This is a genomic window from Ruegeria sp. I3, from assembly GCF_056532525.1.
This window is the reverse complement of sequence record NZ_JBQFNI010000001.1, coordinates 140553-153198: the sequence shown is the minus strand read 5'-3', so window position 1 is coordinate 153198 and position 12646 is coordinate 140553. Positions and strand designations below refer to the sequence as shown.

At 53.6% G+C, this 12646-nt stretch carries 16 protein-coding genes; 5 read left to right on the top strand and 11 right to left on the bottom strand.

Annotation, left to right across the window (positions count from 1 at the left end; translation table 11 throughout):
- Positions 1 to 40: 40 nt before the first annotated feature.
- The 10 genes from ACR0L9_RS00840 to ACR0L9_RS00795 form a co-directional block, all read right to left on the bottom strand.
- The gene (locus ACR0L9_RS00840; protein ID WP_480894369.1) at positions 41 to 1165 is read right to left on the bottom strand and encodes a cytochrome-c peroxidase; all 1125 of its coding nucleotides are present in this window, start codon (positions 1163 to 1165) and stop codon (positions 41 to 43) included.
- Entirely contained in the window at positions 1162 to 1467 is a 306-nt protein-coding gene (locus tag ACR0L9_RS00835; RefSeq protein WP_170392793.1) for a hypothetical protein, read from the bottom strand. Before ACR0L9_RS00835 ends, ACR0L9_RS00840 begins: the two co-directional genes overlap by 4 nt.
- A gap of 68 nt (positions 1468 to 1535) precedes the next feature.
- Positions 1536 to 2342 (bottom strand): amidohydrolase family protein, encoded by an 807-nt coding sequence (locus tag ACR0L9_RS00830; RefSeq protein ID WP_170513215.1) that lies wholly within the window; start codon positions 2340 to 2342, stop codon positions 1536 to 1538.
- 21 nt (positions 2343 to 2363) lie between these two features.
- Positions 2364 to 3230, bottom strand: coding sequence for a dioxygenase family protein (locus ACR0L9_RS00825; protein WP_480894367.1), 867 nt, complete (start codon positions 3228 to 3230; stop codon positions 2364 to 2366).
- Between the two features lie 10 nt (positions 3231 to 3240).
- Positions 3241 to 4545 carry a TRAP transporter large permease gene (locus tag ACR0L9_RS00820; protein ID WP_480894365.1) on the bottom strand — a complete coding sequence of 435 codons (1305 nt, stop codon included), beginning with the start codon at positions 4543 to 4545 and terminating at the stop codon, positions 3241 to 3243.
- On the bottom strand, positions 4542 to 5093 hold the full coding sequence (locus tag ACR0L9_RS00815; protein WP_480894363.1) for a TRAP transporter small permease subunit: 552 nt from the start codon (positions 5091 to 5093) through the stop codon (positions 4542 to 4544). Before ACR0L9_RS00815 ends, ACR0L9_RS00820 begins: the two co-directional genes overlap by 4 nt.
- 30 nt (positions 5094 to 5123) lie before the next feature.
- A complete protein-coding gene (locus ACR0L9_RS00810; RefSeq protein ID WP_170392798.1) occupies positions 5124 to 6197 on the bottom strand; it encodes a C4-dicarboxylate TRAP transporter substrate-binding protein in 1074 nt (357 codons plus the stop codon).
- 35 nt (positions 6198 to 6232) lie between these two features.
- Positions 6233 to 6688 carry an OsmC family protein gene (locus ACR0L9_RS00805; protein ID WP_480894361.1) on the bottom strand — a complete coding sequence of 152 codons (456 nt, stop codon included), beginning with the start codon at positions 6686 to 6688 and terminating at the stop codon, positions 6233 to 6235.
- 18 nt (positions 6689 to 6706) lie between these two features.
- Entirely contained in the window at positions 6707 to 7372 is a 666-nt protein-coding gene (locus tag ACR0L9_RS00800; protein ID WP_170424876.1) for a malonic semialdehyde reductase, read from the bottom strand.
- On the bottom strand, positions 7369 to 8253 hold the full coding sequence (locus tag ACR0L9_RS00795; protein WP_170663025.1) for a fumarylacetoacetate hydrolase family protein: 885 nt from the start codon (positions 8251 to 8253) through the stop codon (positions 7369 to 7371). Before ACR0L9_RS00795 ends, ACR0L9_RS00800 begins: the two co-directional genes overlap by 4 nt.
- An 84-nt stretch (positions 8254 to 8337) precedes the next feature.
- Between ACR0L9_RS00795 and ACR0L9_RS00790 the strand changes: the two genes are divergently transcribed.
- From ACR0L9_RS00790 to ACR0L9_RS00770, 5 genes are all read left to right on the top strand, one after another.
- Complete coding sequence (locus ACR0L9_RS00790) at positions 8338 to 8724, top strand: YciI family protein (RefSeq protein ID WP_170625007.1); 387 nt, start codon at positions 8338 to 8340, stop codon at positions 8722 to 8724.
- Between the two features lie 51 nt (positions 8725 to 8775).
- Entirely contained in the window at positions 8776 to 9432 is a 657-nt protein-coding gene (locus ACR0L9_RS00785; protein ID WP_480615705.1) for a GntR family transcriptional regulator, read from the top strand.
- Positions 9433 to 9543: 111 nt separating this feature from the next.
- Positions 9544 to 9783 (top strand): hypothetical protein, encoded by a 240-nt coding sequence (locus ACR0L9_RS00780; RefSeq protein WP_480894358.1) that lies wholly within the window; start codon positions 9544 to 9546, stop codon positions 9781 to 9783.
- Positions 9768 to 10061, top strand: coding sequence for a malonyl-CoA decarboxylase domain-containing protein (locus ACR0L9_RS00775; protein ID WP_480894356.1), 294 nt, complete (start codon positions 9768 to 9770; stop codon positions 10059 to 10061). The genes ACR0L9_RS00780 and ACR0L9_RS00775 overlap by 16 nt, the downstream gene beginning before the upstream one ends.
- A gap of 100 nt (positions 10062 to 10161) precedes the next feature.
- Positions 10162 to 10383, top strand: a complete 222-nt coding sequence (locus ACR0L9_RS00770; protein WP_480894354.1) for a hypothetical protein — start codon at positions 10162 to 10164, stop codon at positions 10381 to 10383.
- 409 nt (positions 10384 to 10792) lie between these two features.
- Here ACR0L9_RS00770 and ACR0L9_RS00765 read toward each other — a convergent pair whose 3' ends face one another.
- On the bottom strand, positions 10793 to 12418 hold the full coding sequence (locus ACR0L9_RS00765; protein WP_480894352.1) for an FAD-binding oxidoreductase: 1626 nt from the start codon (positions 12416 to 12418) through the stop codon (positions 10793 to 10795).
- Between the last annotated feature and the right edge of the window lie 228 nt (positions 12419 to 12646).

Here is a 12646-nt window from a genome sequence, read left to right as displayed (position 1 = left end):
CCAATTAGCCCATTCCCAAGCCCTTTATACCAGTGCTTTATTAAGAATCCTTGGAGAGCGTGACCAAAAACGCAACTAAGTCTGCAATCTCCTGCTCAGACAAATTCAATTCCGAAAGAATGGCTTCACCGTCGGCGTGCAGCCTTTCAGTGTCAATTTTGCTGTAATGCCGTATCACAGATTTCAGATCACCTAAGCTGCCGTCATGCATGTAAGGAGCGGTTTCAGTCACTCCCCGCAGGCTGGGCGTCCGAAAGGTTCCAAAATCAGAATGGCTCCTGCGTACATTTCGCACGGCCCAGGCACCTTTCTTTTCCGGATCGTCGTTCCAATTGCCGTCCAGTGTGTAGGGGCTTGAGAGTAAAATGTTCAATCCTCCGAACCGACCTTGGTCAACCTCGGTTTCATTCAGAAAATATGGCACACCAGCGTCATGGAACTCGTTGTTGGAAAACCTCGGACCGTTGTGGCAAAATACGCATTTCCCGCGCCCTAAAAAGAGCTGAAGACCTCGCTGAGCTGCTTCGGGGTATTCCTTAGCCGCTGCAATATCTCGGCGCTCCAAAGCATCGCGAAAATCGTCAAATACCGTCCGGTCGGTGGCTAAGGTCTCCAAGTAAGCAGAAAGAGCTTTTGCGGTATTCACCAGAAAAAGTTCAGGGCTTTGATCCTGGAGGTGACCAAATATGGCTTCAAAATCATCAATGTAGGTACTTTCAGAGATAGCTATCTTTAGGCTTTCGGCACTATGCGCCATCTCTTGTTCTTCGATGATCGGATGCAGGCTGGCTGCCCAAAGATTATCGCTTTTGCCGTCCCAACCATACCAGCGCAGCCCGGCAAGGTTTCGCAGTGATGGTGTGTTTCGATTTAACAAATCACGACCGAGTGCCCGCGCCTCCGGCGTCGTAAATGCCTGATCAGGATCATGACAACTTGCACATGAAAATGCACCATCGACTGACAATATCGGATCGTTGAATAATGCCTGTCCGAGCTTGATTGCTCTGGCGTCTTTGGAAAATCTATTGCTTGGATCCGGCTGGAAGGATGGTGGCCACGGCCCAAAGGACAACGTTTGTTCAATTTCGTCTTCGGTCAACAAGACATCTGCACGTACTGCCCCGGTCAGAAAAATTAGCGCAGCTGTCATCCACAGCTTCATTTCAGCGCAATTTCTGACGTGTAGAAAACCGATTGGCCACTGACGTCGACATCGATTTGCAGCTCCCACAAACCCGGCATGTGAAACAACATATCATCAATTCGGAACACTCCGCCGTCCAATGCGGTAACCTTGGGAGTATAGTTCATACCATGTTGATGAGCGGGCATGATTGCATCCACACGCATTTGGCCCACAGCAGTTTCACTACAAACTGAAACCAACACCGAAAACGGTTGGGCCAACGGAATTTCGTCGACCGTCAGATAAACCTTGGGTGCGTTTTGAACTTCCGAATTCATGCGTTGCCCCGTCGCTTCACAAGCAACCGCCGCGCTGGACCATATAAGAAACCAAGCAGCGCAGCGGGTCATTCTGATGCCAGCAAACGTTCTGCGTTAGCATAGGCAATGTTGTCTGCGATCTGGTCCGGCAGCAAATCCAACCATTCACGCGAAAAATCGGCATGAGGGCCTACGTAGTACCAACGTTCAGGTGCGAACGTATCCGTACCGACCATGAACCTATCGGGATGGGCTTGGAACGCAGCCCTCCAATCCGGGTCGACACGGCCCCGCGAAACCATGTCCGAACGAAATGCCAGATCGGCCCATAGCCCGGGATAGATGTCTAGCGCATCGACCACACTGGCTGGATCGTCAAACCCAGAATGGGCCCACAATACCCGAGCTTCCGGCCATGTTTCGAAGATCAAATCAACGGCCTCGCGATCACCATGGTGGTGCAGGATTAGGTTCCGCTCTTTCGCCAGTGCAATCATACGCTGGATGACCGGCGTCTTGATGTCATCTCCGTAAGCGTGAAACTCGCCGATGGCCTCGTAGTTGTTTTTTGCCAGGTTTGTTTCCAGATACTCGATTACAGTTTCATCGTGCATCCAGGTGTTGATCTCACCGCGACGACGATAAGGGCGAAGCGCCGGAACAACGATGTCCGGTGCCACGGCCAACAATAGCTGAGTGCCATTGTCATCCGAGCTGGAAATCAGCGCTTTACGCACGCCTGCATCTCGAAGGATTTCGGCCACCTGTTCAGGCGGAACCAGTTTGACGGCATCGTGGCTGTAGTGAATATGTGCGTCAAAGATCGGTCGCTGTTCTGCGACGGCGGTACTGCAAAATAACGCTGCACTTAAAATGGAGATATGTTTCAGCACCTCAAGCCTCCTCAATATCATTCAGACCCTGGCAAGCGTCACGTCGAAATTCACGTGCAAGAAAGGTTCGGCGATCTTACCAGAAAGCTGCATGCCATCGGGAAACTCTGATGCAGGTCGTTCAACATATGTCATTACCAGATCGTCCCGAACGCCAAAGACAGTATCCTGATCTAAATAGGGATCATTGTCCGGAAAAATCTCCGTCACGAGTGAGCGATACCCGGGGGCTTTGACGATAAAGTGCAAGTGTGAGGGCCTCCATGGATGGCGACCACAAGCGCGCAGAATATCACCGACTGGCCCGTCAGACGGCACGGTGTATTCAACTGGTTTAACTGTGGTGAACGCATATCTGCCATCATCGCCAACTGACATCAGCCCGTGGAAAGAATAGGTGTCCTGTTCTTCATCCTGACTGGCGTAGAGGCCGTTGGGTGCCGTTTGCCAGATATCCAGTTCTGCCCCGGCAATCGGATGACCTTCGGTATCGCGGATCACGCCCTCTGCAAGTAGAACCGGCCCGCCGTAGTGACGCTTCATATCGCCACCGATTGGCAGCGGGGGGGCGCCCGAGACGTGAAATGGACCTAAAACGGACGAACTGGTCGCATCGGCACTGGAATGCAGCATATCAACCAATGACGACAGGCCCAACACGTCCGAGGCTAGCACGAATTCATGCCTATCCTCGGTTTCCACCGCAGCGCAGCCTTCCAGAAACGCAATCCCGGCCCGCCACTCGTCATGCGTCAGGTTGGTTTCCCGCGCAAAGTCGTGGAGGTGTTCGACTAGGGAGCCCATGATTTCACGCATCCGTGGATCAGTATCTTTGGACAGGTACCCCATGAAGACGTCGGTGATATTGTCTTTGGTGACAGAGCGCATCTTGTCCTCCTTAAATCAGGGCAAGGCTGAGGATCGGGAACTCGATCAGAATGAACAGAACGATCAGCATCACGAACGCAAAGGGAAGCGCGCCCATGAACACGTCCTTAAGTGATATGCGGTCATCGTTAATCGTGGATTTGATAACGAAGCAGGATATACCCAAAGGTGGTGTCAAAAGACCGATTTCAGCCCCGACCACAGTGATAATGCCAAACCAGATCAGCGACATATCAAGCGCTTCGGCCATGGGTAAGAACAGCGGTACTACAATCAGAATGATCGACGCGGTGTCGAGCAATGTTCCCAGAAATAGCATCAACAGAACATAGAGCAGCATGATCGACCAGAAAGATGCGGAATTCCCCGCAAGCAGATCCTGCAGTTGATTGGGTAGCCCGGCCAGTCCCAGCATGCGGCTGTAGATTGAAGCGGCCGTGATTAGGAACAGGATCGCCGCTGTGATGTGACCGGTTTCCAGCAACGCGTCCCAGAATGCGCGTGGAGACATCGACTTGCGGGCAACCGCGATGATTAGCGCAACGAGAGCTCCGGTGGCCCCTGCTTCTACGGCAGTCAACCAACCTGTGTAGATACCACCAAGGACGATGGTAATGATGAACAGTGTCGGCAGTGTTTTGGAAGCTATCTCGCGCCCTGACATCCACTCGGTGTCTTCGACAACGCGGCCACCGACGAATGCAGGGGTGAAACGACCCATAACCCAAATCGCGCCTACATAAGCGATCGCCAGCATGATCCCCGGAATAACCCCCGCAAGGAACATGTCCCCTACAGATTGCTCGGCGACAAAGGAATAGATGATCAGCATCGCCGAGGGCGGGATGATCATCCCCAAAACCGAAGACCCGGCGACCACGCCAACAGCAAAGCGTGGGTTATAAGCCTGCGCCATCATCTGCGGGACCGAGACCTTGGTGAACACGGATGCGGAGGCTATTGATGACCCAGTCACTGCGGCAAAGACGGCGTTGGCTCCAACGGTTGCCATACCGATACCGCCTTTGACCTTGCGAAATCGCATGGTCATGACCTCGTAGATGTCCCTGCCCAACCCGGCTTTTGAGACAATGAGCCCCATGAAAGTAAACAACGGGATGGTTGCGAAGCTGTATTCCATCGCGCTGTCGCCGACCGCCACTTTCAGCAGGTTGAGCGCAAGCGTGAAATTGTCCCGCATCAGCCAGATCGACACGAACGAGACCACGCCCAAAGCAATCGGAATGTAGACGCCTGCGTAAATCAGAAAGACGATGGCAACGACCGAGATCAGGCCAATCTCAATCGGCGTCATTCTGCGGCCTCGTCATGTTCAGGTGCGCGAATTAGATGCGGGCGGTCCTGCGCCGTGACAACCTTGAGCAGGAAGATCACGCAGGCAAGCGCAGTACCGCACGCGATGACCAGTTTGACCGGCCACCATGGCAGAGTAAAAAGACCCGGAACTCCGAAGTAGTCCTGTGTCTCCCACATATGCAGGAACTCGGGAAAGGTTACATAAGCAATCAGACCCATGAAGATTGCGGAGATGGCATTGATAATGCGCCTCAGGTTGGCCGTTAGCCCAGGACGGCGGTGGTGTAGCAGGTTCAGAAACCCGTCCGAGCGCGTCAGCCGATCCACTCTGACTACGTCGGCCAGCTGCAAAAAAACGATCATCACGACCGAAAACTGCACCATTTCATAGGTGCCACGCAGAGGTGCCGAAAACAGACCGCGCGCAATGACGTCGACATTCAGAATGACCACCAACGCAAGGACGATAAGCGTACCCAATGCGTTGGCGGCGATACCAAGCGAATTGGCGACCCGCGACAAGCCAGCAACTGCGGTCTTCAGCATGAAAGGCCCCTTTCGTGGATCGCCAGACTGTTACTCGGCCGTCCAGTCACGCACTCCGGTAAAACCGGCGTCCTGCAGCTTGCCGAGATAAGCGGCCAGTATCGCGTCGCCTTGTTCACCGTTCTCATTCAGCGTGGCTGCCCATTCCTGTGCTACATTTGGCATTGCGTTGGCCCAGGCCGCTCGGTCTTCGTCCGAAACTTCGACAATCGTCCCGCCGGCTTCGGTGTATGCGTCCCTTGAGGCCGCAGCCCGGTCCATAGCGATGCCGGCCACATGATCACGGTAGTCAATTGCGACGGCCTGCAGAACGCCTTTGACTTCATCCGGCAACTTTGCCCAATAGTCAGAATTCACCGTGATCGTCTTGGAGTTCACGGCACCCAAGTCAGCTTTGAGCATGTAGGGAGCCACTTCGGCGATCTTGAAGGTCTTGGCGGCTTCAGGCCACAGCATCGCACAATCAACAAGGCCGGTTTGCAGCATATTGTAGAAATCGGTCAGGCCACCGCGAACCCCCGCTGCATCTTTGATACCTTCGAGATATCGGAGGTTCAGTCCCGCCCCAGCCACTTTTCGGCCTTCCAGATCAGAAACAGCCGAGACCGGCTCTGTACAAAAAACCTGATAAGTATCGAGCACTACACCGGTCGCCAGATAGACTTGGTTCTGCGCAGCGAACTCATTTTGCATCGCTGGGTATTCGCGCGCGATCTCATCCACGGCTTTGGCTACCGCGCGAGAGTCCGATGACACGAAGGGGGTCGACCCCGATATCCCCTGACTGGGCAACTTGGACGAATGGAAGATAGTTGTGACAATGCCGATGTCGCCAAGGCCAAGCTGGATCCCTTCCAGCACGCCCTTCGGCTTTACGATCGAACCGCCATAGTTCTCTTGCCAGTTCATCTTGTAGTTGCCGGAGTCGGCCAGCCGCTTGTCCACTTCTGGAATGAAGAAGTTGGTGAATTCTTTCACCCACAAGGCCCGATCGGGATAGCCATCAATCACGACGGCGGAAATGGTCTCTTCTGCTGCAAGAGGCAACGCCATGGTGCCTGCCAGAGCAAATCCCATTAGGCTGCGTTTAGTCCAGTTTTTCATTTCTCTCCTCCCAGAAAGTCGGGTCCTGTCGATTTTTATTGGTTGGTTTTGACCCAGTTGACGGTCAGGTCCGTGCCTGCCGCTTGAAACAGTTTTGCGATGGCGCAATACTTGGCTGTCTCCTCGCCCACGCGTGTCAGATCCTCCTGACTGGCGGGCGTATCGCACTTCACAGTGAGTTCGATTTCGGGAAACGGAACATCGATCTCCTCTTCCATCAGGACACCGCGCCGATCCAGCCTGCATTTCGCGTCGATTGTCACGGTGCCAAGATCAATTCCCAAGCGGTGCGCATTCTTGTGCCCGATGACATTCGTACAGGCGATCAAAGCAGCCATTGCGGTTTCGGTCGGAGACGGGCCAAGATTTGTTCCGCCTCGCTCCACGGGCTCGTCGATAATCACGTTCAGATCGCGAATTGGGATCTCGGTTCGCGCGTGTGTCGGGCATTGAGCTGTCGTACGGTAGGTTACGACAGGTTTCACTTTCATCGCCACAGGATCACCTCCTCATGCATAAGAGCAAACCTTTTCGAATGAGAAGCGAGGCAGCTTGTGAAACAATCCTGTTTCGTCTGCGTAGCCCAGATTGCAAAGAAAGTTCGACTTGAGCGTCGTACCCGCGAAGAATTCCTCGTCGACGATCTTGTTTGAAAAGCCAGACATGGCGCCGACGTCCAACCCGACCGCACGCGCGGCGATCATGAAGTAAGCGCCCTGAAGCGTTCCATTGCGAAACGCTGTATCGGCTACATATTCGGGATTGTTTTCGAAAAGTGGCCGTCGATCTTCGTGCGGGAAAAGAAAAGGTAATTCCTTCCAGAAGTCCATGTCATAAGCAATGATCGCAGTGACCGGCGCACCCATCATCTTTGGCACGTTCTTCGGCTTTAACGACTTAGCTAGGCGCTGTTTACCTTCCGCACTTTTAACGAAAACGAAGCGGGCGGGCAGCGTGTTCATGCTGGTCGCGCCGTTGATCGTGATGTCGTAGATCTCTTCAAGCAATTCGTTAGAAACAGCTTTGTCGGTCCAGGCGTAATGAGATCTGGATTCGCGGAGGATCAGAGCAATTGCGTCGTCTGAAAGACGTGGGATGCGCTCGCGCAGATCGCGATGATCTTGCTGCGCCTTTGCGCGAAGTGCCTCCAGCTCTGCCCCGGTTGGTGCGCTCATGCTGCGGCCACCTTAGTCTCGGCGTCCTTTTCGTCGATGACGGGGCTGGCGCATATGCCGATGCCCTCAATCTCGACCTCGACGGTTTCACCCGGCTTCAACCAACGTGGATTGGGCTTTTTGGCGTGACCAACACCCGGCGGCGTACCCAACGCAATCAGATCACCGGGCTCGAGAGTGGTATATTCCGAGATCGTGGCGATGACCTGAGGGACCCCCCAGATCATGTTGGCGGTGTTCGAGCTTTGCAGGATTTCGTCCCCCACGCGGCTTTCGATTTTCAGGCCGGATGCTCCCTCTGGCAAGTCTTCCGGCGTTACGGTGAAAGGGCCGATCGCGCCTGTGTCATCGAAGTTTTTGCCGGGCGTCCATTGAACGGTTTTACGCTGGTAATCCCTCAGCGACCCGTCGTTAAACACGGTGTAGCCGAAGACATAATCCAATGCGTCCTCTTCCGAGATATGACGGCCGCGTTTTCCAACGATCAGCATAAGCTCGGCTTCGTAGTCGAGTTTCTCGGAACAGGTCGGCCGCACCATAGGTTGCCCTGCCGCCATGATCGAATTCTTCCCACGCATAAACAGCGTCGGATACTCCGGGATATCATACCCGCCTTCCTTGATGTGGTCCGTGTAGTTCAACCCCATGCAAATGATCGTTCCGGGAGCGGCAACGGGCAATGCAGGAGTGATGGAAGACACGGGCACACTGTCTGCGGCGTCAATTTTGCCGGAAAGTGAGTCGGCCAGTTCAGGCTCGGCTATCAAACCCATCAAATCCGAACCGATTGCAGGATGCAAAGTCGTTAGATTCACTGCATTTTCGCCGTTTACAGCAAAAACCGCTGTGCCATCCAAAGTCTCTCCCACCAGGTATTTCATTTTCACCATCCATGTCAGTTCACTTGATTTTTGCCGACTATTTTGCAATATGTCAAATAATATCGATATTTTTGGAGGACGCAAATGGTTGCCTGGGCGAACTACAAATCAGAAGCAAAAAGCCGTGGTGCACTTGCTTTGGAACTCTACGTAGTACTCAGCACACCTGCCAAAAAACCCGAAGATGTAAAGGCGACACTTCCTGACCACCTGGCCTATCAAGCACAGCTTGAACGCGCGGGACAGCTGGCTTTTGCAGGGCCAATGTCGGATGAGACTGGTGAGCACATGCAAGGAATGGGCCTGATTATCTATCGTGCTGACAGTCTTGAGGCTGCCCGAAAACTGGCCGAGGACGATCCGATGCACCAAAGCGGTGCGCGCGAATTTGAACTTCGGCGCTGGATGATCAACGAAGGCTCGCTGAGCCTTTCAGTTGGCCTATCGACTGGAACGAGTGCCCTCAGTTAAGAGCAATCAAAAGTTTTGCCGCGAACAAAGGAACGGTCGGATATGGACGCCATGCTTGATACTGAAGGCAAAGAGACATCTGCCACGCATGGCGCGTATCGAAGGCTGCGCGACATGATATTGACCGGAGAATTACCTCCGGGACAAAAACTCAAGATCGAGCAGCTTCGGGGGCTTTTGGACACCGGCGCTAGTCCGGTTCGCGAAGCGCTTAGCCTTTTGACATCGGATATGTTGGTCGAGCGGATTGATCAGCGCGGATTTCGGGCAGCACCAGTCAGCAAGTGTAACTTCGAAGAAATACTCCTGTTGCGATGCAACCTCGAGGAAACAGCGCTGCGCGCTTCCATCGTCAATGCAGACGGAGCTTGGGAGGACAGGCTAGTCTTGCGTCACCATCATATGAAAAAGGCCAGTCAAAAAGGCGCGCCTGACTTCGAAGACGCCCACAAAGCGTTTCATATGGCCTTGTTGGAAAATGCAAAACTGCCATTGCTGCTACGGTATTGCTCGCAGCTATACGACCTGAACATTCGCTATCGCTATCTGGCGGCTGGCGGTTCGAGCTACAAGAAGCGGGACATTGCCGCTGAGCATCAGCAAATCTTGGACGCCGCACTAAATCACGACGCGGACAGCGCAACTCGGCACCTAGTTGATCACTATCGTCGAACAGGCGAATACCTGAGTAGTCAGATGGAGCCCTGAAATGCAGCGGAATTGGTTTCTGGGTGATCAATTGAACCAATTTCTGGAGCGTACTGAAATAGGCGTGGCCAAGATGACAAACGGTCCATTGCCGAACTATGTGAAGCGCTATTGTCTGCCGAAGGTGAAGTATCAGGTTTCACGCTAGCGTCTACGATCCTTGAGCGCTACCACACCCTGAATGATGCGGAAAAACTAGACTTTTTTGTCTATTTGAATGACCAACTTGAGTTGGACGCAAATCAGCTTTCTGAAGCAGCCAGCCTCTACGCCAGCGATCAAAGTGTCAATTTTTATCAAGGCTTAGCGAAGTTTCAGAGCCAAGGCGGCAAGAGTTGTTGCGACGGCTGAACCAGCCGTCTGGTGCGGCACAGGAACTTGTAGCCATGCACGTTGACCTGCTGCACTTTCTCAAATCCAAACCGGAACTCGAGCGAACGGATATCGATTTCGTCCATTTGTTGCACAGCTGGTTCAACCGGGGCTTTCTGGTGCTCAAGCAAATTAGCTGGGACGCCCCTGCCCGCGTTCTGGATAAGATCGTTGCCTATGAAGCGGTGCACCAGATCAACGATCTGGACGATTTGCGGCGAAGGCTCTATCCAGTACAATCACCAAGTCCTGTATGATTTTATCCATTGCCTATGCGCGCAATGAATCCCTGCTAGGAGCCAGCAGGCCGCGCTACTATTGTCAAATCGCAACTGATCGCAGCCTAAAACCCGCAGCGTGTCCACCGTTGCGGTGATCAAGGACGTGCCCGCTGGCCCGCGCATTCCCCCTAAGTGCAAGCCTTGGGCGATTGTCACCACAATCGTGCAACTGGACACCCGAAAAACCTTGTTTGGTGCCCACAAAATGACGATCACACTGTTGTTTATGATCGGCAACCCATTGGCGGAAGTGCCGTTCTTCAATCAGTGCCATGATCGTAGGTGCGCGAAAATCTGACATTCGACGTTCGTCAACTTGGCGGCCAAGCTTTTTACTCAAGGGTCTTTGGAAACTAGTGCAACCCTATCAACACCATACTACTCGACTTTGTTGTAGCGTCGTCAGATGACCGATTTGTTGCGCGACCCGGTCCTACCCCCTGTGATACTACCGCGCTCTGCATGAATGGTCGCAATGAGAACGCTAGGGTACGGCGGCCGGTTTTGCGATGAATGGCCGGTATGGGCCTCTTTTTTTCTAAATGAGGCGGGTTTTTCTACAAGATGCTGAAGTTACTCCGAGGTCAGCTGAGAGCTCATCTCACGTATGATGCATATCAAATGAACAACCGCAAAATGGCCCTAAGCCAACATCCTGTATAGTCCGCGAGCGCTACGACTTCGGCACTAATTTCGAATTCAAGTAACTATGCTCCGAAAGCTTCATATTTGATCCGGTCAGTCGGGACCCCAGCGGTTTCCAAACCGCTTTTTAGATTCGTCATAAACTCCAGAGGGCCGCAGATCATATAGTGCGCGTCCGGCCCCGCCCTGATCGCCAACAAGTCCTTAGCAGTGATCCGGCCATGGACGTCAAACGTCTCGCCTAGAAGATCGGTCCTTTCCGGTGAACTGAAGAATATCAATCGGGTGGCATTCGGGTTTCCCGCAATCAGTTTATCAACCTCACGGCCAAACGCATGGGCGCGCCCACTTCGAGCTCCATGGACATACCACACTGGCCGATGGTTTTTTTCTGCTGAGGCTTCGTAAAGCATTGCAAGCATTGGTGTCAGGCCGACACCAGCGCTGATGAGAACTAATGGATTGTCATCTTTGGGGAGTACAAAGTTACCAGCGGGCGGCTTTGCCTCGATCACATCGCCCACGTGCACCTCGTCATGTAGGAATTGCGACCCGATACCGCCTGCCTCGCGTTTTACGCTTATCCTGTAGTTCTGAATCGCGACCGAGCCAGATAGTGTGTATGTCCGACGTACCTTCGCCCCATGACCCGGGATGTCCAAGGCAATCGGCAAATGCTGTCCTGCAAGAAAAGGTGTCACCGCCTCGCCGTTCGTGGATGCCAGATGGAAAGAGGTGATGTGCTCGGCTTCTAAGACCTTGTCGATCACGGTCAGTTTTGTCATCGTCGCAGGGTCTGCAGACCACCTCAGAGAAAGCGCGGCTGGTCTGTCGATGACAGATTCTATCTCTACATCAATCACACGAAGGATGCTTGGATCGCGCGCTTCCTCCGGATCCCACACGACCGAAGCCCGACCCGTCAAATGCAAAAGCCCGCCAGTTGAGAAGTCGACAAAGAGCAACCCAACACGCGGATCTTCGAGCAGGTTCCCGATCGTGTTGAAGAAGTTATTGCCGGTATAGTCGGGGATGCGCAGGCGCTTCGGCCCAACTAACCGGACGAATCCAGGGTCACCGCCACGATGGGAAGCGTCATAGCCGTCGGAGTGCGCTTCGTTAGAGCTTTGTCGCCCCGATCCGATGAATAGAGTGTCAGCGGCGCCTATGTGTTTGATTTGTTCGGAGCTGAGTTGAGTAGACGTCGTCGCTTCAATCGTCATCGCCCTATCGGCTCGCCACCAATTCCGCTCGTTGATATACTTCGGACAATTCCCAAAGGTCTGATGGATATCGACTGCGAAGCCATCCTTGGTTGGACGCGACTTACCGCTGAAGCGGTTGCGGCGGCGCGTAGCGAGTTCGATGCCAACCACGCCGATATCGGTGCCAGCCATAATCGATTCGCTCAGCGGATCTTGTGGATCAATCCGTGTTGCAAGCGTCAGCGTCTGAGAGTCCGGTGACCCAATGAATCCTTCCTCGCCTTCGATGATCGTCGCCCACACTCGTCCCTGGTTATCGCTGGAGGCAGCAACCAGAAACGGTTGTGCTTGATAAAAAGCGCGGTGTTGATCTGGCATGTGATTTCGGATGAAGGGCGCCACGCGTTTGGAAAGCCCCCTAACACCCGCGCGTTCTTGTGCAGCCAGTTCGCCCGGATGAAATGGGGTTTCTTCGTCCAACATCGTTTTGTCCTTCTTTCTCAATCTTGTCATCAAAGACGCTGTACACTCAGGTCCGGGTTATCGTCCGCAAGCAACCCCATGTCCCAACAGTCCAAGCGACTTTCGGGGTGCTCTGCACGGTTGCGTCAGTTGCCGCCTAGCGTTTATGCGGGCGCGACCTTAGCTACGTTGCGTCCGTTCATGCCGACTTAGTCAAGGCGCGCGTTTTCAATCACGGTTTCCCGAGTC